The sequence below is a fragment of the Mycolicibacterium sp. 624 genome, from assembly GCF_040548615.1.
Taxonomy (GTDB): domain Bacteria; phylum Actinomycetota; class Actinomycetes; order Mycobacteriales; family Mycobacteriaceae; genus Mycobacterium.
The window spans coordinates 347,942-366,197 of the sequence record NZ_JBEPRZ010000004.1 but is presented as its reverse complement, the minus strand read 5'-3'; the positions used below and the strand labels follow the sequence as shown (position 1 = coordinate 366,197).

Here is an 18,256-nt window from a genome sequence, read left to right as displayed (position 1 = left end):
AGGTCAGTGGGCGCTGGCGAGCCCGAGGTCCGCGAGAAGCGCCAGTCGGATCTCCTCGCGGGCGATGCTCGCCTCGCGGTCTGCGGCGGACAGCGTCACGCGGTGATCACTGCCGATCCGACCGTTGTTCATGACCACGACGCGGTCGGCGAGCGCGATGGCCTCGTCGACGTCGTGGGTGACAAGGAGCATGGACGCGTGGTGCGCGCGTCGCAGTTCGCGGACGAGATCGTGCATTCGCACCCTGGTGATCGCATCGAGCGCCGCGAACGGCTCGTCGAGCAGGATCAGCTCCGGCTCCGCGACCAGGGCACGCGCAAGGGCAACCCGCTGAGCCTCACCGCCCGAGAGTTGTTTGGGCCAGGCTCTTTCACGACCGGTGAGGTGAACGTCGGCCAGGGCACTGCGGGCTCGTTGGTCTGCGTCTGGGCCGTGCAGGCCCACCGTGACGTTGCGCAGAACGCGTTGCCACGGCAGCAATCGATCACCCTGGAAGACGATGGCCCGTTTGGCCGGCACCTCGACGCGACCGCCATCCGGCCGATCCAGTCCGGCGAGGAGCCGCAGCAGCGTGCTCTTGCCGCACCCGGAGGGACCCAGGAGGACGACGAGCTCCTCGTCGTCGATCTCGAGGTCGAGGTGGTCGAGCACGGTGCGATCACCGAACCGGCGCACCACCCCCTCTGCCGATACACCGGAGTGCCGGCGGGCGGCGGTCATATCGCCTCGTAGCTGGGTCGCCACCGCAGCAGGACGCGCTCCAGAATCCGGACGATCTGGTCGGCGAGCAGGCCGAGGATGGAGTAGATCACGAGACCGACGAAGACCTGGTTGGTCTGCAGGTAGGTCTGCGCCTGTGTGACCAGGAAACCGAGTCCCTGGTTGGCGTTGACCGTCTCCGCGGCGACCAGACCCAGCACGCTGTAGGCGAGCGAGAAGCGCAGCCCCACCAGGAAACCGGGCAGCGCGCCGGGCAGGAGAACCCAGGTGACGACGCGCCATCGTCCCGCGCCCGTCGAGCGCGCCATCTCGATCAGGCGGTGATCGACCCCGCGGATCGCGGCGAAGAGATTGAGGTACATGGGCACACCCGCCCCGAAGGCGATCAGGAGGACCTTCGTCAACTCGTCGATGCCGAACCACACGATCATCAGTGGCAGCACCGCGAGCAGCGGGATGGTGTTCAGGATTTGGGCCAATCCGTTGAACAGGTACTCCCCTCTTCGGAGAAAGCCGCCCAATACCCCCGTCACGACGCCCACGCTCAAGCCGAGCGCGAGGCCGAGGCCTGCGCGCTGCAGTGAGATGGCGAGGTCGGGGCCGAGCACTCCGTCGTTCCACAGCTGAAGTGCCGTGGCGGCGATGTCAGTCGGGGCGGGCGCGTACAGCGGCGGCAACACACCGGTCAGCCCAAGCACCTCCCAGAGAATGAGGATCAGCGCGGGGGTGGTGTAGATGCCGAGCGGCCAGTGCAGCCGGCCCCACAGCGCGGCCCATGACGTCTTCTCTCGAGACTTTGTGGGCAGGAAGACGTCTCGCGCGCACCCGGGGCCGACGATCTCCGAGGCGGAGACGGTGTCCCCTCGTGTCGCCAGGCTGAGGTTCGTCATCGGGACTCCAGTCGGTCGGTTCTCGAACTCGGCGTGGCGCTTTGGCCGCCACGAGACGAGGTCTGCAGTCACCATGTCGCACATTTGCTCACTGGAAGAGCGATGAAATCGGCGGGATTCTAGAGATCTCTCGCCACGGTCGAGTCAGAGTGCGTTGCGCAACTCGGTGTAGGCACACACGAGGGCTTCGAGCGTGAAACCCCTGTTGAGACCACTCGGGTTGGGCAGCACCCAGGCGGTGACGCCACCGAATGTCGACGGTTGCCTGCCCCATTCGATGTCGGGCCTGGCAAGCATGGCCGACAGGGCGCGTTTTCCGAGGAACGCCACCACGCGTGGTTCGTATCGCCGGATCTTCGCCTCGAACGTCGGCCGTGCCCTCCGGAATTCGTGGAGCCCTATCTCACTGGCACGCTGAGTCGGCCGAGCCACGACCGCGGTGATGCCGCAGCCATATCTCAGCAGTTCGCGTTCGTCCTGCGGTCTCAAGCGCGTGTCCGTGAATCCGGCCTGATGCAGGACCGTCCAGAACCGGTTGCTTCGGTTCGAGAAGTTATGACCGTCGGCGGCCGCGCTGGACGCCGGATTGACACCACAGAAGATGACGTCCAGCCCTTCGCTGAGAAGGTCCGGGTCATATCCGTTCATCGAATGGTCCTGCCGTCCAGGCAACCGTCGGGCCGATGCCCGACGCCTCTGATGGTCTCGCAGAATCGTGCGCGGTGAAAATCGCATAACGCCTTGTCCAAAAAGTGGAGCTAAGGGATTCGAACCCCACCCATTAACGCAGTTCAGCCGCATTGATGCCGAGTTGCGGGTCGTCGCCGCGCTGCGCTCGCTGACGCACGCGTACGAGTGGCCGCGAGTATGGAGCGCGCCGACGGCGGGTGCCGACCAAACCCCGGCCCCAGCGGCTGGGGCGCGGTGCCGCGCCAGTGGGGTCACGTCCGGGAAATGAGCGGTGGCGAGCGCACAGCACCAGGTCGACTGGTTCTGGGTGAAGGGTCACGCGGGCGTCGCCGACAACGAGCTAGCCGACGGACTGGCGACTCGCGGGATGGAGGAAGCGATCAACGCCTCCGCCACAGGGATCTCCCGCGGCGCAAACAGCCGCTCGCCGGCCGGTCAAACCGTCGCAGGTTTGATTCGATCTTCATCGAGCGACGCTCTCATTGCAGGCATCCCACAGTTGAAACGGCTGCTCGCTCGCAACTGTCAGGTGATCGACACACCACCGTCGACGCTTACCGTCTGTCCCGTGACGTAACCCCCCGCATCAGATGCAAGCCATACCACGGTGGCCGCCAACTCATCGGGATCGCCGGTCCGACCGAGAATCATCCGATCCGACAGGCCAACGAGATCGTCATCGTAGTTCTCCGAGCTCGTCTCGGATGCGAAGAATCCCGGCGCAATCGCATTGACGCGGATACCTTTCCGGGTGCCCCACTGCTGCGCCAGATCGCGAGTGAGGCCGATGACCGCGGCCTTGCTCGCGCTGTAGGCGGCTTGCGGCAGGCCGGTTGTGGTGATTCCCAGAATGCTCGAGACGTTCACGATCGAGCTACCTGGCTGCATGACTAGTCCACATGCCTGCGCTGCCCAGTACGTACCGTAGAGGTTCACGTCAAGGACCGACCGAAACTCCTGCGGGCCTTGGCGAGTTGCAGGTCCGACGGATCCGACCCCCGCGTTGTTGACGAGGATATCGACCCGTCCGAACTCCTCCATCGCTGCGTCGACGAGCGCAGTGCACTCCCGTGAATCCGTGACATCGGTTTCAACGACCAGCGCCCTCCGGCCGATACCACGGACCGTCTCGGCGATCCGCTCGAGTTCGTCGACACGTCGAGCGGCGAGGACCAGGTCCGCACCTGCTTCGGCAAGACCCTTCGCAAACGCCGCACCCAGGCTGGATGAGGCACCGGTGATGATTGCCACCCGGCCGTCGAGGCGAAACTTGTCGACGATCGTCATGCGCCTACCCTTCTGCGGATCAGAACCAGTCGGGGTTCATGTCAAGTGTTGTCCGGTCCATGCTCGCCAGTACGTCCAGTTGGGGGCCGACCTTGGGAAGTTCGTAGACGTAGAAGTAGCGGGCCGCCTGGCGCTTGCCATCGTAGAAATCGCCCGACTTGGTGTCGGCGGCGAGTAGCTGTTCCAGCCACATCCACGCAATGACGACGTGTCCGGTCGCTTCCAGATAGATCGACGAATTCGCCAGTGCTGCAGCTGCATCCCCGCCACTCCAGAGCTGTGCCGTCACATCTACGACGCGACTCCAGACTGACATCAGGTCGGCTGCGTGGCACTTGATGTCTCCACCGACTGATTCTGCGCGCTCCACGGTCGCGGTGATCCTCGATCCCAGCAGCTTCAGCCCGGCGCCGTCCCGCATCGTGACTTTGCGACCGAGTAGGTCGAGGCCCTGAACGCCATGAGTGCCTTCGTGAATCGGATTCAATCGATTGTCGCGATAGTGCTGTTCGACGTCGTAGTCGCGGGTGTAGCCGTACCCACCGTGGACCTGGATTGCGAGATCGTTCGCCTCCAAACACCATTGTGAAGGCCAGCTCTTCGCGATTGGAGTCAGAACGTCGAGAAGCAACGTCGCCTCCGATGCGGCGGCCTCGCTTTCGGCGCTATCGTGTTCGTCGACCAACACTGAGCAGTACAAGCCGAGTGCGAGCGCTCCCTCGACATAGGACTTCTGCGCCAACAGCATTCGACGGACGTCGGCATGTTCGATTAACGCGACCGAAGGCGAAGTCGCGTCCTTCTCCCCCAGCGCCCGGCCCTGTGTTCGGACCTTCGCATATTCGACCGACTTCAGGTAACCCACATAGCCCAATGCAGTGGCAACGAATCCCACGCCGATCCGAGCCTCGTTCATCATGTGGAACATGTAGTTCAGCCCACGATGCTCTTCGCCGACGAGGAACCCGACGGCCCCCGCACCGCCGTCCGGCGTGTGGGTGCCGTCGCCGAATGCCAGCAACGTATTGGTGGTTCCGCGGAATCCCATCTTGTGATTGAGACCAGTGAGCGTCACGTCGTTGCGGGTGGCCTTCTCATCGTCGCCCGCGGGAAGAAACTTCGGAACGATGAACAGAGAGATTCCCTTGACCCCGGGTCCGCCCCCCGGGACCTTTGCCAGTACCAGGTGCACGATGTTGTCGGTCAAGTCATGGTCGCCGGCAGAGATCCACATCTTGGTGCCGGTCAGCCGGTAGCGACCGTCGCCCTGCCTGACGGCACGAGTGGTGATGTCCGCCAACGACGAGCCGGCCTGTGGCTCCGACAGACACATCGTTCCGAAGTACCTGCCCTCCAGCATCGGACGTACGTAATCGTCGATCTGCTGCTCGGACCCATACGTGGCAATCAAGTTCGCATTGGCGACCGTCAAGAACGGGTAGGACGAGGTCGATGCGTTCGCCGCCTGGAGCCACGCCATCGCAGCACGGGACACCGTGGTCGGCAGCTGCATTCCTCCCACCTGCTCGTCGAATTGTCCTGCCATCAGTCCAGCGGCGGAGTAGACGTCGAGGGCCGTCTTCACCTCGTCGATCATCTCGACCGAACCGTCCGGGCGCATGGTCGGCTCGTTCGCGTCGGCCTTCTTGTTGTGCGGTGCGAAGTGCTTGTGGGCGATGTCCGCGCTGAGTTCAAGGACGGCATCGAAGGTGGCCTTCGAATGCTCGGCGAACCGCTTCCGGGAGGTCAACGAAGCAACGTCGAGCCACTCGTACAGCAAGAACTCCAGGTCGCGACGCGACAGGACGTCAGTCATCCGGTTCTCCCATCCGGCACGTCTTCACATCGACACTCCGCCGTCGACGGGCAGCACGACTCCGGTGATGTACGCGGCCTCCTCGGACGCCAGGAAACACACGGCGGCGGCCATCTCGGATGGATCAGCCAACCGTGGAATTGGACCCGTGAGCTCGGCGATCTTCTCGTCCGGGATCGATGCCGTCATGCGCGTGGCCGCATTCGGCGAGATGGCGTTGACGGTCACTCCGAACGCAGCCAGTTCCTTCGCCGCCGTCTTGGTGAATCCGATGATTCCCGCTTTAGCGGTGGCGTAGTTCGCTTGTCCGCGATTGCCTCGGAGACCGGTGTAGGACGTGATGTTGATGATCCGGCCGAACTCCTGCTTGCGGAAGTGCGGAACCGCTGCGCGGGTGAAGCGGAACGTGCCCCCGGCGTGCACCTGCAACACCTGGTTCCAGTCGTCATCCGTCAGCTTCCATAGGACCTTGTCCCGGAGAATTCCTGCATTGTTGACGAGAACGTCCACCCGCCCGGTCTCTGCAACGACGGTCGAGATGACGTGTCCGACATCCTCCGTATTGCTGACATCAGCGGGAATTCCCACTGCGCCAACGGCTTCGGCTGACTTATTCAGCTCGCCCTTGTCGAAGTCGACCATGAACACGGTTGCCTTGGCTTCAGTGAAGTGCCGCGCCAGGGCCTGCCCGATTCCGCGGGCCGCGCCGGTGATGATGACGGACTTGCCCGCGAAGTCGTATGTGATGTTGCCCATTGGATTCCTGCTCTCAGTTAAGTCGTTCGAGTATCATGGCCATCCCCTGACCGCCGCCCACGCACATCGTCTCCAGCCCGATCTGCTTGTCATAGAACTGCAGCGAGTTGATGAGCGTGGTGGTGATACGGGCGCCCGTCATGCCGAAGGGGTGCCCGAGTGCGATCGCGCCGCCATTGACGTTGAGCTGGTCGTCGTCGATGCCGAGTTCGCGAGCCGATGGGATGACCTGGGCAGCGAATGCCTCGTTGATCTCCACCAGGTCGACGTCGTCGATCGTCATGCCGGCAAGAGCCAGCGCGCGCCGGGTTGCCTCGACCGGGCCGAGCCCCATAATCTCCGGGGAGAGCGCTGAGACGCCGGTCGACACGATACGTGCCAGCGGAGTGAGTCCGAGTTCAGCAGCTTTCTCGTCGCTCATGATGATGAGCACGGCGGCGCCGTCGTTCAACGGGCAACAGTTACCCGCAGTGACTGTGCCATCCGGACGAAAGACCGGCTTGAGCTGCTCCACCCTGTCAAGCGTCGTGCCCGGGCGGGGACAGTCGTCCGTGTTGATCACACTTCCGTTGGCCAGTGTCACCGGGGTGATCTCGCGCTGGAAGAAGCCTCGTTCGATCGCCGCCTCCGCGCGGTTGTGGCTGCGGACTCCGAATTCGTCTTGTTCGCGGCGCGACACCCCGGCATACTCGGCGACGTTCTCCGCGGTATCCCCCATCGCGATGTAGATATCGGGAACCGTCCCCGTTGCACGCGGGTCGGCCCAGAGATCTCCGCGCCCCGCGGCGCGCCTCTTCGTGCGGAACTCGGCGTCGGAGAACACGACGTTGTGGGTATCGGGGTGCTCGTCGGCCATCCCGCTGCCGAACCGGCTGACGGTCTCGACTCCCGCTGAGATGAAGGTATCGCCCTCGCCCGCGCGGATGGCATGCATTGCCATTCGGGTCGTTTGAAGGCTCGACGAGCAGTAACGGTTCACCGTGACGCCTGGCAAGTGGTCCATTCCGGCGACGACACCTACCGCACGAGCCAGGTTGTACCCGCCTTCGCCAGCAGGCTGAGCCGTGCCGAGCATGAGGTCGTTGACCGTCCTCGGATCGAGATCGGGCACCTTCGCCAGAGCTGCGAGCACCATCTGTGCGCCCAGATCATCGGGGCGCATCTCACGGAGCGACCCCTTCCCTGCCCGGCCGATCGGAGAACGGGCGGTTGCGACGATTACTGCCTCAGGCATGGATTTTTTCCTGTCCGTTTCTAGTATCGACCCGATGGTCGAATTATCGATCCCCTGGTCAGTTATGCATTATGACGGCGCCCGCCGGCACGGTCAAGGCCCTGCCCGACCTCATCGATTGCGCCACGCAAAACAATGACGACCCTGACGAAGCCAATTCGAACCAACCCGAAGCCGACCGGCCAGTGCCGGCCCATGTCGCTGAATCACTGTGACCGTTGACACTCGGGAGCCCGCGAAGATAGGTTCCTCACCCGTAAGTCGAAATACCGACTTCATAGTCGAGTCGCCGAGGCGCGTCGAGACCGATCAGAAACCGCTGGCCGCGAACCGGCCACATGAGGAGGTTGAGAATGCAGGACCGATCAAGCACGGGCGTATCCGATTCGGGGATGCGACGGACTCGGGACGATTCGCACACCGTGTTACTTGCCGAGGCCAGCGGGGCGCGTAATATGCTGTCTCGCTTCGTAGGTCGCGGTCCAGGCCGGTGATCGCTCACGGCGGTCTAAGGGCCGGGGCTGGTCGGATCACACGAAGATTGCGCGGCCTTTGCCGTGTGACTGCCGCGTCGGCATTGGTGGCATGCTTGGCGGTCGTCTTGGCCGCCCCTGCTGTTCTCGCACATGCCGACGAAAGTCACTACGAGGTGTTCTACACACCGCCCGACCCGCTGCCTGCGGGTGAGCCTGGCGACGTGATCCGGACCGAACCCTCACGTTTGGTGTTGGAACCCTCCGGCCAATTGGGTTCGTTCGTCGGAACCGGCACCCGCATCATGTACCGCAGCACCGATGCGCAGGGAAACCCGGTCGCCGTCACCGGCACCTACATCGAGCCGGACAACCCGTGGCCGGGCAAGGGCCCACGCCCGTTGCTCGCGTACGCCACCGCCCCATACGGGATGGGCGAGCAATGCGCACCGTCGCGACTGTTCAACCAGGGCATTCATGCGTCGTTGGACACGGGGTTCGACGTGATGTTCAACCTGGAGGAGGGCTTCGTCGCCACTCTGCTCGCGCGCGGCTTCGCCATCGTGGTCACCGACGGTGTCGGACTCGGCGTCCACGGGCCGATGTCACCGCAATTCCTGAACCGGGTGGCCGGCGGGACCGCGCTTCTCGACGCCGCCCGAGCAGCCATGAGGCTTCCCGGCACCTCACTCGATCCTGATGGCCCAGTGGCATTCTGGGGTTGGCTGGCTGGCGGTCAGGCTGCGCTGGCAGCGGCCGAACTAGCCTCAACGTACGCGCCAGAACTGAACGTCGTCGGGACTTATGCGAATGCCGCGCCGACCGACCTGGCCGCAACGATGCCGAGCATCGACGGCAACTTCCTGGCCGGTGCGCTCGGATGGGTGCTCAGAGGCATTCAGTCGGCGTACCCCGCTCTAGAGCAACCCATTTGGGACTCCCTCACTCCGCGCGGGGTAGAGATGTTGGCCAACACCGGTCGACAGTGCATGCTTCAGACGGGGATCGACTACATGTTTCGACACTTGCAGCCCTGGTTCAAGGACGATCTCAATCAGATGGTGCAAGCCGATCCGTTCAAGGGAATCCTGGCCGCACAACGCATCGGCAACGTGAAACCCACTGGGCCCGTGTACTTCTCACACAACCGGTGGGATCCGTTCGGTCCCTATGCGGCTGTCGTACAGACGGCCACAGACTGGTGTGCCATGGGAGCCGATGTCACGCTGTGGACCAATGAGGCGCCACCCTTCCTCAACAAATTGGATGTGAACGCGCTACTACCACCGTTCATCGATGCTGAGCGAAGCATTGCGTGGATCACCGACCGGTTCAATGGCGCACCCACGGCGCCCAACTGCGCCGAATTGAGCAGTTAAAGCGTCAAGGGAGGCGCAAGCCGAGGCCGTGCTGTGTCGAACGCTACGGCCTCGGCATCGTGCCTTCCTGTTCCAGCGGCGGGTTCAACCTATTCGGCGGAATTGTTCGCGATGAGTCCGGCGGACCACATGCAATACCTCGCCGGAGACCATGCGAGCATCACCCGAGAGGAGATACAGGTAGGCGTTCGAGACGTCCTGCCAGTCGACGCCCGGGACATCGAGCGGGTGCATCGTCTTCACGCGTTCGATCATCTGCTCACGCGTCGGGTTCTCGATATCCGGGCAGAACAGCCGGAAAGCCTCGCCGTTGTTGTTCATCTGAGGAAAGGTCTCCGGAGTTCACGTTCGTCGGTGCAACGCTATTCGCACGAATGCCGTGTTGTCCGTGCTCCACTGCCACCGTCTTCATCAGTCCGATCACCCTATTTCGAGACGCCGTAGTCGGAGATGTTCGCGTAGGCGAAACGACCAGCGGTCGATGTCGTGACGACAATGCTGCCCTTTCGCTGCCCGACCACCTGCGGGAGAACCGCGCGACACACGTTGAAGACGCCTGTCAGGTTCGTGTCGATGACCGTACGCCATTGTCTCGGCGTGATATCGGCAAGTTTGCCGAAGTTGAGGATGATGCCAGCACTGCTGAGCAAGTGATCGCTTCAACGTCGACGATGCAGTTGTCGAGCAGCGCGATGTCAGCGCCTTCACGCGCCAGCGTCAGAGCGTGCGATCGTCCCGAACCCTTTGCCCCACCGGTGACGAGCGCAACCATTCCAACTCGCCTTCCCAACTGAGCCTTTCGTCGATCATGTGCGAATAGGGCTGACCCCAACGCCATTTCATGTGCTAAGTCGCTATCGTACGAAACATATTGGTAAACAACGGGACCGCCGTCATCGTCGCCGAGTGCCCGACTTTCAAACCAATCGGCAAGGCAATTCTGAAGTTGCCCGTAACGATGCGCCAAGCGTCAAGGGTCATCGCATTCCTTCGACACGCTTGTCGCGGAGCGACTTTCACGACCACCTGGCGTCGAGGCCGATTGGACTCGCCCCGCATGACACTCAGGGCCCAGGCGCGCCGGTCTCGCTATGAGCGTTGACACACCCGAGTTGCAACGCTAGGTTGCTAACCAATTGGTCGATATACCGACCTTTTGGACGGAACGTGGAGGTTGAAGATGCCGGACAGCCTGAGCGGCAAAGTTGCGCTCGTGACCGGGGCAGCCAGAGGACAGGGCCGTTCACACGCCGCATTCCTAGCGGAGGCCGGCGCAGACGTCGTCGTGCTGGACATCTGCAAACAGGTCGCGACAGTGCCGTACCCAACGTCAACGGCGGAGGACCTCGACGAGACCGTAGCCCTGGTGGAGAAGTTTGGCCGCCGTGCCTACCGGATCGAATGCGACGTGCGCGATGCGGCTGCCGTTGCCGAGGGTGTCGACAGGGCAGTAGGCGAGCTGGGCCGACTGGACTTCGCGGTCTTGAACGCCGGCGTGTGCGAGGTTGCCGCTGCGGCCTCTATAACGCCGGAGCAATGGAACGCCGTGGTGGGTACCAATTTGTCCGGCGCCTTCTTCTCTGCCCAGGTTGCGATGAAGCACATCGTCAACGGTCGTAGCGGAGGTGCAATGATATTCATTGGCTCGGCAAGCACCTTGACTCCCGTCGAGTCAATGGCGCACTACATTGCGTCCAAGCACGGCATCGTCGGCTTGACCAAGGCATTGGCCAAAGAACTGGCACGCCACCAGATTCGGGTGAACGTCATACATCCGACCAATTGCGACACCCCTATGATCCAGAACTCCACGATCTACGAACTCTTCGCGCCGGGCGTAGAGCAACCCACGCGCAGTACCGTCGAGCCCATCTTCCAGCAGCTGGCTGCGCTCGATACGCCGTGGGTGGCGCCGGAGGACATTTCAAGGGCTGTCCTGTACTTGGTCAGCGAGAGTGGTCGATTCGTCACCGGCACCCAGCTCGAGGTGACAGCTGGATATCCGCTCCTGTGACAGACATCGGGTTCTCCGTCGGACTCTTGATTCCAGAGGTGATGCCCGCTCATGACGCAGTCGAGCTGGGCGTCTCACTTGAGGCGGCTGGCTTTGATGCGGCGTGGTCCACCGAGATTGACCGCGAGCCGATTGTCCGTTGCGCCGCCGTCATCGAAGCTTTTGCCTCCTAGCCGGTCTCGGCGCGACTCACCGGCTCTTCAGCAACAGCTCGATCTGGCTCGTATGGTGGCGGATCTCGCGCGCGTGATAAGCAAGCTGTCCGTCGATCCCCTGGAGGTCCTCGGTCCAGCCGGTGGTGGTCGTCGAGGCGCTTGTCATCATTCCACGTAGAACCAGGTGGGAGAACGTCTCAGCGATTTCATCTGCAGGTTTGCCGCCTCTTCCCGGGCGGTACCACTTCCAGATCCAGTTGCACATGCCGTCGATGGCAAACGCCGCGAGCGTTTCGTCGATGGGCTCGAAGATGCGAGCCTCGACGCCTTGGCGAATGATTTGGCGAACCAGTACATCGTGCTCGCGCTTGAGTGCGCGGAACTCGTTGCGCACTTCCGCGGGCAACTGACCCTCTTCACGGAAGGACAGGCCGTACAGGTCCAGATGATCGACTAGAGAGTTCAGATGGAAGCGCATGAAGGCCGTGAGCTTGGTTGCGGCGTCCTCATCTGTTCCGGCGATCGCCCGTGCACGCTCGACCTCGCCCCGGGCCCAGTCACCGAAGACGTGCCGTAGGAGATCGTCTCTGCTTTGGTAGTAGTGGTAGATCGAGGCCTTGGACAGCCCCACTTCTGCCGCGACCTCTTGCATGGTGACGCCGCTGATTCCCCGGGTCTGGAAGAGCCGCGCCGCCGCCTCGGTGATGCGCTCCCGCATCACCGAGTTTCGCACCGAACCGCCGGCGCTCTTTGCCGGGCCCACGTCCGCCTGATCAGAAACTTCTGTCATAGCCACTGAGGATAGACACTCGGGCGCCGGATCGACGGTTGGTCACGCCAGCCGAAATCGCGGCAGGCGGTGTTGAGAATCCCCGTCCATGCTCAGGCGTGCTCAATGAGCTCCAGCTGAACGCCGTTGAGTGCACGGGGGTGGTAGAAGTTGACCGCACCGAATCGTCCACGCGCAGGCTTTTCGAGTAGCGGTGACAGACCCTGCTGCTGCAAGTCATTCGTCGCCGAGTCGAGGTCGTCGACCTTCGCGGACAGAAGGAATACGCCCTCTCCCTTGCGGTCGAGGAAGCGGGCCACGGACGTGCCCTCCTCGGTTGAGGCGATCAGACTGATGATGAAGCCGCCGACGTTAAGCTTCGTGCCCTCGAGACCGGGGAACGCGAACCCGTCGGGGCCGACGTGCTCCCCCTTGACACCGAAGAGGCGTTCGAAGCGCTCGGTTGCGGTCGGCAGATCTCGGACCGCGATGTTGATTCCGTTGACTGCAAGGCTCATGTTCGTCTCCCTATCGCTTCTACTCACACAGGATTTCGGCTTGGCGAGACTCACGAACTCACCTTGAGCCTCGCTGTCGCAGATACGGACAGCTACGGAACTCGGACGCCTCGCACAGCGCACCGTCACATTAACGACCCTCGGGTCGATAATTCAAGTCACCAGTCGGGTCACCCACGAGATTCGGCGGCGGATTGTTGACAGGGCCATGTGACCTACGCCATGATCGATGCGAATCATGAGTTGAATATCCGACCTATCGGTCAGTTTCCGAGGTCGCCCGGAGAAGATGCGGCGAGGAGTCGTCATGAACAAGTATTCGGCGCTTTGGCAGCCCATCCAGCTGGGTCCCGTCAGCGTCAAGAACCGCGTGGTAGTCACCGCCCATGCCCTGATGTACAGCGACGAACACAACCTGATGACTCAGCAGAGCATCGATTACTACGAGGAGCGGGCGCGGGGCGGGGCGGGGCTCATTCTCACCGAGGCGCAGGCAGTCCATCCGACGAGTCGCGGATTGGGACTGCGCACCCATCAGGGCTGGCCGACAGAGGTGATCCCGATTTATGAGCGCCTGGCAACTGCCGTACACAGGCACGGCGCCAAGATCTTCGTCGATCTCTCTCACTTCGGTGTGGAGGACCACAACGGAATGTTCCTGGAGAACTGGAGGGCGTTGTGGAGCCCATCCGGTCTGCCCTCGACTACGTATGGAGAGATTGGCCGGGCGATGTCGCAAGATGACATCGAACAACTCGTGGGCGGCTTCGCCAGAAGCGCACGGAATGCAAGGGTTGCGGGAATCGACGGAGCCGAGGTCCACGCGGCCCACGGCTATCTACTCTGCAGCTTCCTGTCTCCGCTGACGAACCGACGGACAGACGGCTACGGCGGTACCACCGAGAACCGGTGCCGCATAGTTCGTGAGTGCGCGGAAGCTGTCCGCAGCGAAGGTGGTCCCGACTTCGCGGTCGGTGTGAGGCTCTCTCTCGACGAATACGTGCCAGGCGGCATTGACGAGGATGAGGGCGAGAGAATCGCCAAGCACCTGGCCGATTCGGGCCTGTTCGACTACTTCAGCATCAGCGCAGGCAACGCCTCCACCTTCGACCGCGTCGTATCCCCGATGAGCATGCCGGGCCCCCAGTTGGTCAACCTGGCAGCCCGGGCGAAGAAGGTCGTCGGCGACCTTCCCGTCGTGACCGCAAACGGTATTACCGAGTTGTCGGTCGCCGAATCGATTGTGATGTCAGGCGTTGCTGATCTCGTCGCGATGACCAGGGCCCACATTGCGGATCCGCTCCTGGTCCAGAAGGCACGTAGTGGGCGCGAGGATGAGATCCGCCACTGTGTCAGGGCCAATCAGGGCTGCATCGGACGAATGTCCAAGAGCTGGGAGCTGACCTGCACACAGAATCCGGCCGCGGGACGCGAGAAGACGCTCGGCAGCGGGACCCTGCAGTTTCCCGGCACTCCTCGAAAGGTGCTCGTGGTCGGCGGCGGTCCCGCTGGAATGCGAGCCGCGGAAGTTGCCGCATCGCGCGGACACGAGGTCGTCCTGGTAGAACAAGACGAAAAGCTCGGCGGACAGATTCGCTACGCGGCCAAACTGCCCACGCGAGGCCGGTGGTCTGTCTTGGTCCAGGACATGGAGCGGATGCTCGAGAAGTACAAGGTCGACGTTCGTCTCAACACCACCGCCGACGTCGAGACCGTGCGCGCGCTGGGGTCCGATCACGTCATCCTCGCAACCGGATCGACGTGGCGCACCGACGGATTCTCAGCGAGCCTGGCTGCGCGCCCGACGATTCCCGGCTTGGACAACATTCGCGTGTTCGACCCGATCCAGGCGATCGTCGACCCCGAGGCGTGTGGCGAGAGTGTCGTAATCCTCGACGACACAGGCGAGTACCTCGCGCTGGGGCTGGCGGAATTCCTCGCCAGTTCGGGAAAGAGCGTCGAAGTTGTCTCCGCGAAACTGTTCCTGGGCGACAACACTCTCTTCAACCTCGATGTCGGACATCTGTACCCGAGGCTGTACGCGCTAGGAGTGACTTTGACCCCCCAACACATCGTCGCCGAGGTAACCCCGCAAGGCGTTGTGTTGAACCGTATTTGGGATGGATCAGCTCGAACGGTGCCAGCGACATCCCTGGTGACCGTAATGCTACGCGATTCTGAATCGACCCTCCTTCCACAGCTGGAAGGACAGTTCGAGGTCACCATGATTGGTGACTGCTTGGCGCCCCGCCGGGTCGACGAGGCGATCTACGAGGGTGAAATGGCCGGACGTGGTGTCTGAAGAAACACTGGGCCCTGAACGAGAGGAAAAGCGCATGGAGCGTAGCTGGAAGATCGGTGATGTGAAGATCACGCAAGTCGTCGAAATGTCAGTCGAGATAGGCGAACTCGACGGGCTCATCGCCGAAGCCACCCCCGACGCGGTGAAGGAAATTCCCTGGCTGTACCCGGATTACGCCAATGAACGCGGCCAGACACTGTGGAGTGTGCACTCTTACGTCGTCGACACTAGCTCAGCCGTTGTCCTGGTCGATACCGGGTGCGGAAATCACAAGGATCTACCGCTCATCCCAAACTGGGGCGGGCTGAACACCGCCTATCTGGAGCGACTCACAGAGGCTGGATACGCTCCCGAACAGATCGACTACGTCCTCGCAACTCATCTGCACCTCGACCACGTGGGATGGAACACGGTTCTCAGGAACGGCCGCTGGGAACCCACGTTTCCGAACGCTCGGTACACGTTCGTCAAGGACGAGTTCGATTATCACGAAGAGCTCACCAGGGGTGACACGGTCTCCGAAGATCTCGAGCACGCCGTCGAATACGCGGGTGCCGATCCAGACATTCATCGGCAAACGCGCCTCGTGTTCGCCGAGTCGATCCAACCGTGCGTCGACGCGGGGCTTGTCGACCTGGTCCCAGAGAATCATGTCATCTGCGACGGAGTGCGATACACGTCGACGCCTGGGCACACCAAGTGCCATCACAGTCTTACCATTGAATCGCACGGCGAGGTTGGCTTCATCACCGGCGACTTCATTCACCACCCCATCCAGACCGCGCGCCCAGGCTGGAGTTCGCGCGGTGACTGGGACCGGGCGCTCTCGGCCGACCGACGCCGGACGTTTCTGGAGTCAGCTGCCGATAGCGAGATCTTGGTGTTTGGAACGCACTTTGCCGGTCCCAGCGTCGGCCGAATCGTGCGTGACGGTGACACGTACAAGTTCGTTGCTGCCTGAACCCCAACACACGATCGTTCCAGGAGAAGCAATGCCGCAGAAGAAGATCCCCTACTACTGGTCAAGCATCGACTGGCCTCAGCTCATGGAGGACTACCCACCACCTCCCCTGTTCGACTCCGTCATGGCGTCGCGGTCCGATGATCAGTTGCGCGAGCTACAGGAAGCACGGTTTCTCGCCAGGGTGGCCGAGGCCTGGGAAGTACCGTTCTATCGCGACCGGTGGTCCGAGGCCGGGCTCCAACCCGGTGATGTCAAGGGCCTGGACGACCTGGCGAAGATTCCCACGTTCACCAGCGAGGACATCAAACACTCAATTGAACAGCATCCCCCGTTTGGCAATCATCAGAACTTCGCAATCGAGGCGATGCGCACCCCACTGAAGATTCAATCCAGCGGTGGTACTTCGGGTTTGCCGCGACCAACGCTGTTCGACCCGGTGGCATGGGAGGTGCAGGCCATTCAGTTCGCCCGAGCTTTCGTTGCCCAGGGCGCCGAGGTCGGCGACATTCTGCAGATCACCCTCACCAACAGTTTGGCCAACACGGCGTGGTGTTCATCGACCGCTGCGCTGCATTGGTGCGGAATGATCCCACTGACAACCGGTTCCGGTGTCGTCACCGGTTCCGCCCGACAACTTGAGCTGGCCCGATCATGGGGAACGAACGGCTGGGTCGCCTTTGGCGAATACCTGAAGATCCTGGCTCAAGAAGCTGATCGAGCAGGCATCGACCTGAAGAAGGACCTTCCAACTCGATTCATCCACACCTATCTCGGTGTCGACACGGAGGGACATCTGCGCGATCTGCTTGAAACTGCCTGGGGTGTACCTGTTTACGACAATTACGGAACACATGAGGTAGGTCTCATCGGGTACGAATGCACCGCAAGAGATGGCCTACACGTCAATGACGACACCGCGGTCGTCGAGATCGCCGACAGTGAGACCGGACTCGCACAGGGCGCCGGACACGAAGGCAACATCGTCGTGACGAGCTTGCATCGCTCGGTACCGCCGATAATCAGGTACGACCTCAAAGACCGCATGCGCAGCTCCGATCGAGCACTGTGTGCCTGCGGTACCCGCACGACAAAGCTGTCGGGGTTCCTGGGGCGCAGCGACGAGATGGTGAAGCTGCGAGCAACGAGCATCTACCCGCGATCAGCGCAAGACGTCATTCAGGGCGATCCACGCTCGACCGGCGAGTTTCTCTGTGTCGTAGACAATGTCGGCGAGGGTCTCAGCTCGCGAGAACGCATGGTTGTTCTGATCGAACAGGCGAGCGCCGAAGATGGGCGGCCGCTCCAGGAGGACATGAAGCGGCGGCTCAAGACAACGTTCGGGGTCACGGTCGACGTGGAGATCGTCGCGTCGGGGGCACTGGCTCCCCAAACCGGACTGGGCGGAGAGGGCAAGGTCAAGCGCCTCCTCGATCGCCGAGGCGACGCGCGATCGCCGGCCTGACCTACCAACGTGAAGGATTGGCGGAGTACATGCTCGAACCGAACTGGCTGGACAACGCAGACGCTTTTGCGGAGATGTTCCGTCTCGACGACCGGATCGCAATCGTCACGGGAGCGTCGGCGGGTCTAGGAGTCGCCCTCTCCAAGGCGTTCGCCTGCGCCGGGGCACACGTGGTCGTGGCTTCACGGAGGGCCGCCCGCTTGGAGGAGACCGCGCAGGCGGTACGCGGATACGGACGGGAAGCTCTGGTGCAGAGCGTTGATGTGGCGAATCAACGCCAGTGCGCTGAACTCGTCGAAACGACGATGAGGAAGTTCGGTCGCGTGGACATCCTCATCAACAATGCGGGCATGGCGAGCGCGGTCCCGGCCCTTCGAGAGGACCCCAAGGACTTTCGATCAGTGGTCGACGTCAATCTCGGCGGCAGCTACTGGATGGCACAGGCCTGCGCCGGTGCCATGACGCCGGGTAGTTCGATCATCAACATCTCGAGTGTCCTCGCCTTCACCACGGCCTCGCTTCCCCAAGCCGCGTACACCGCGAGCAAGGCTGGACTGGTGGGTCTCACCCGGGATCTCGCGCGTCAATGGGGCCGTCAGCCGGGAATCAGGGTGAACGCCATCGCGCCAGGCTTCTTCGAGACCGAGATGACGGAGTCGTACTCACCCGATTATGTGACGGACTCACTGGAGCCACGATTCGTGCTGGGACGGTCTGGCAGGCCCGAAGAGCTTGCCGCAACTGCGGTTTGGCTCGCGTCGCCGGCTGCGGGCTACGTCACCGGGCAGACCATCTTGGTCGATGGCGGAATGTCGACGACCTGAGCC

At 62.5% G+C, this 18,256-nt stretch carries 18 protein-coding genes and 1 pseudogene; 8 read left to right on the top strand and 11 right to left on the bottom strand.

All coding sequences use genetic code 11. The annotated features are described in order from the left end of the window. Window positions 1-3: 3 nt before the first annotated feature. The 3 genes from ABIA65_RS18315 to mug form a co-directional block, all read right to left on the bottom strand. On the bottom strand, window positions 4-720 hold the full coding sequence (locus ABIA65_RS18315) for an ABC transporter ATP-binding protein (protein ID WP_354524457.1): 717 nt from the start codon (window positions 718-720) through the stop codon (window positions 4-6). Further along, complete coding sequence (locus ABIA65_RS18310; protein WP_354524456.1) at window positions 717-1,610, bottom strand: ABC transporter permease; 894 nt, start codon at window positions 1,608-1,610, stop codon at window positions 717-719. Before ABIA65_RS18310 ends, ABIA65_RS18315 begins: the two co-directional genes overlap by 4 nt. A 144-nt stretch (window positions 1,611-1,754) precedes the next feature. After that, window positions 1,755-2,258 carry a G/U mismatch-specific DNA glycosylase gene (mug, locus tag ABIA65_RS18305; RefSeq protein ID WP_241400166.1) on the bottom strand — a complete coding sequence of 168 codons (504 nt, stop codon included), beginning with the start codon at window positions 2,256-2,258 and terminating at the stop codon, window positions 1,755-1,757. Window positions 2,259-2,477: 219 nt separating this feature from the next. On the opposite strand from mug, the pseudogene ABIA65_RS18300 reads away from it, so the two are divergent. Next, a pseudogene (locus ABIA65_RS18300) lies at window positions 2,478-2,691 on the top strand (RNase H family protein); the annotation flags it as partial. Between the two features lie 134 nt (window positions 2,692-2,825). Here the strand turns inward: ABIA65_RS18300 and ABIA65_RS18295 are convergent. Genes ABIA65_RS18295 through ABIA65_RS18280 form a run of 4 tightly spaced genes read right to left on the bottom strand, consistent with a single transcriptional unit; the run spans window position 2,826 to window position 7,393 of the window. Continuing rightward, a complete protein-coding gene (locus tag ABIA65_RS18295; protein ID WP_354524455.1) occupies window positions 2,826-3,587 on the bottom strand; it encodes an SDR family NAD(P)-dependent oxidoreductase in 762 nt (253 codons plus the stop codon). Window positions 3,588-3,606: 19 nt separating this feature from the next. Then, complete coding sequence (locus ABIA65_RS18290) at window positions 3,607-5,403, bottom strand: acyl-CoA dehydrogenase (protein WP_354524454.1); 1,797 nt, start codon at window positions 5,401-5,403, stop codon at window positions 3,607-3,609. A 24-nt stretch (window positions 5,404-5,427) separates the two neighbouring features. Further along, window positions 5,428-6,159 (bottom strand): SDR family NAD(P)-dependent oxidoreductase, encoded by a 732-nt coding sequence (locus tag ABIA65_RS18285; protein WP_354524453.1) that lies wholly within the window; start codon window positions 6,157-6,159, stop codon window positions 5,428-5,430. Between the two features lie 13 nt (window positions 6,160-6,172). Next, entirely contained in the window at window positions 6,173-7,393 is a 1,221-nt protein-coding gene (locus ABIA65_RS18280) for an acetyl-CoA C-acetyltransferase (RefSeq protein WP_354524452.1), read from the bottom strand. Between the two features lie 71 nt (window positions 7,394-7,464). Here ABIA65_RS18280 and ABIA65_RS18275 point away from each other — a divergent pair, with 71 nt between their 5' ends. Both ABIA65_RS18275 and ABIA65_RS18270 read left to right on the top strand, forming a co-directional pair. After that, window positions 7,465-7,608: a hypothetical protein gene (locus ABIA65_RS18275; protein ID WP_354524451.1), complete on the top strand. Its 144-nt coding sequence runs from the start codon at window positions 7,465-7,467 to the stop codon at window positions 7,606-7,608. Window positions 7,609-7,970: 362 nt separating this feature from the next. Further along, window positions 7,971-9,245, top strand: coding sequence for a lipase family protein (locus tag ABIA65_RS18270; RefSeq protein ID WP_502919590.1), 1,275 nt, complete (start codon window positions 7,971-7,973; stop codon window positions 9,243-9,245). 84 nt (window positions 9,246-9,329) lie between these two features. Here the strand turns inward: ABIA65_RS18270 and ABIA65_RS18265 are convergent, their stop codons facing one another. Both ABIA65_RS18265 and ABIA65_RS18260 read right to left on the bottom strand, forming a co-directional pair. Further along, window positions 9,330-9,566: a hypothetical protein gene (locus tag ABIA65_RS18265; RefSeq protein ID WP_354524449.1), complete on the bottom strand. Its 237-nt coding sequence runs from the start codon at window positions 9,564-9,566 to the stop codon at window positions 9,330-9,332. Between the two features lie 104 nt (window positions 9,567-9,670). Next, window positions 9,671-9,895: an SDR family oxidoreductase gene (locus ABIA65_RS18260; RefSeq protein WP_354524448.1), complete on the bottom strand. Its 225-nt coding sequence runs from the start codon at window positions 9,893-9,895 to the stop codon at window positions 9,671-9,673. 530 nt (window positions 9,896-10,425) lie between these two features. On the opposite strand from ABIA65_RS18260, the gene ABIA65_RS18255 reads away from it, so the two are divergent. Further along, window positions 10,426-11,259 carry a mycofactocin-coupled SDR family oxidoreductase gene (locus ABIA65_RS18255; protein WP_354524447.1) on the top strand — a complete coding sequence of 278 codons (834 nt, stop codon included), beginning with the start codon at window positions 10,426-10,428 and terminating at the stop codon, window positions 11,257-11,259. Window positions 11,260-11,448: 189 nt separating this feature from the next. Here the strand turns inward: ABIA65_RS18255 and ABIA65_RS18250 are convergent, their stop codons facing one another. Both ABIA65_RS18250 and ABIA65_RS18245 read right to left on the bottom strand, forming a co-directional pair. Continuing rightward, window positions 11,449-12,204: a TetR/AcrR family transcriptional regulator gene (locus ABIA65_RS18250; RefSeq protein WP_354524446.1), complete on the bottom strand. Its 756-nt coding sequence runs from the start codon at window positions 12,202-12,204 to the stop codon at window positions 11,449-11,451. 92 nt (window positions 12,205-12,296) lie between these two features. Next, a complete protein-coding gene (locus tag ABIA65_RS18245; RefSeq protein ID WP_354524445.1) occupies window positions 12,297-12,701 on the bottom strand; it encodes a VOC family protein in 405 nt (134 codons plus the stop codon). Between the two features lie 307 nt (window positions 12,702-13,008). Between ABIA65_RS18245 and ABIA65_RS18240 the strand changes: the two genes are divergently transcribed. The 4 genes from ABIA65_RS18240 to ABIA65_RS18225 all read left to right on the top strand — a co-directional run bounded on the left by ABIA65_RS18240 (window position 13,009) and on the right by ABIA65_RS18225 (window position 18,253). Next, the gene (locus ABIA65_RS18240; protein ID WP_354524444.1) at window positions 13,009-15,003 is read left to right on the top strand and encodes an oxidoreductase; all 1,995 of its coding nucleotides are present in this window, start codon (window positions 13,009-13,011) and stop codon (window positions 15,001-15,003) included. Continuing rightward, window positions 14,978-15,964: an MBL fold metallo-hydrolase gene (locus ABIA65_RS18235; RefSeq protein WP_354524443.1), complete on the top strand. Its 987-nt coding sequence runs from the start codon at window positions 14,978-14,980 to the stop codon at window positions 15,962-15,964. The genes ABIA65_RS18240 and ABIA65_RS18235 overlap by 26 nt, the downstream gene beginning before the upstream one ends. A gap of 148 nt (window positions 15,965-16,112) precedes the next feature. Continuing rightward, a complete protein-coding gene (locus ABIA65_RS18230) occupies window positions 16,113-17,429 on the top strand; it encodes a phenylacetate--CoA ligase family protein (RefSeq protein ID WP_354524442.1) in 1,317 nt (438 codons plus the stop codon). 29 nt (window positions 17,430-17,458) lie between these two features. Further along, window positions 17,459-18,253, top strand: a complete 795-nt coding sequence (locus ABIA65_RS18225; RefSeq protein ID WP_354524441.1) for an SDR family NAD(P)-dependent oxidoreductase — start codon at window positions 17,459-17,461, stop codon at window positions 18,251-18,253. The last annotated feature ends 3 nt before the right edge of the window (window positions 18,254-18,256 follow it).

Excerpts from the sequence above, each read along its gene's own strand:
- ABIA65_RS18315 (WP_354524457.1), bottom strand. The coding sequence starts at position 720 with ATGACCGCCGCCCGCCGGCACTCCGGTGTATCGGCAGAGGGGGTGGTG.
- ABIA65_RS18310 (WP_354524456.1), bottom strand. The coding sequence starts at position 1,610 with ATGACGAACCTCAGCCTGGCGACACGAGGGGACACCGTCTCCGCCTCG.
- mug (WP_241400166.1), bottom strand. The coding sequence starts at position 2,258 with ATGAACGGATATGACCCGGACCTTCTCAGCGAAGGGCTGGACGTCATC.
- ABIA65_RS18295 (WP_354524455.1), bottom strand. The coding sequence starts at position 3,587 with ATGACGATCGTCGACAAGTTTCGCCTCGACGGCCGGGTGGCAATCATC.
- ABIA65_RS18290 (WP_354524454.1), bottom strand. The coding sequence starts at position 5,403 with ATGACTGACGTCCTGTCGCGTCGCGACCTGGAGTTCTTGCTGTACGAG.
- ABIA65_RS18285 (WP_354524453.1), bottom strand. The coding sequence starts at position 6,159 with ATGGGCAACATCACATACGACTTCGCGGGCAAGTCCGTCATCATCACC.
- ABIA65_RS18280 (WP_354524452.1), bottom strand. The coding sequence starts at position 7,393 with ATGCCTGAGGCAGTAATCGTCGCAACCGCCCGTTCTCCGATCGGCCGG.
- ABIA65_RS18275 (WP_354524451.1), top strand. The coding sequence starts at position 7,465 with ATGACGGCGCCCGCCGGCACGGTCAAGGCCCTGCCCGACCTCATCGAT.
- ABIA65_RS18265 (WP_354524449.1), bottom strand. The coding sequence starts at position 9,566 with ATGAACAACAACGGCGAGGCTTTCCGGCTGTTCTGCCCGGATATCGAG.
- ABIA65_RS18255 (WP_354524447.1), top strand. The coding sequence starts at position 10,426 with ATGCCGGACAGCCTGAGCGGCAAAGTTGCGCTCGTGACCGGGGCAGCC.
- ABIA65_RS18250 (WP_354524446.1), bottom strand. The coding sequence starts at position 12,204 with ATGACAGAAGTTTCTGATCAGGCGGACGTGGGCCCGGCAAAGAGCGCC.
- ABIA65_RS18245 (WP_354524445.1), bottom strand. The coding sequence starts at position 12,701 with ATGAGCCTTGCAGTCAACGGAATCAACATCGCGGTCCGAGATCTGCCG.
- ABIA65_RS18240 (WP_354524444.1), top strand. The coding sequence starts at position 13,009 with ATGAACAAGTATTCGGCGCTTTGGCAGCCCATCCAGCTGGGTCCCGTC.
- ABIA65_RS18225 (WP_354524441.1), top strand. The coding sequence starts at position 17,459 with ATGCTCGAACCGAACTGGCTGGACAACGCAGACGCTTTTGCGGAGATG.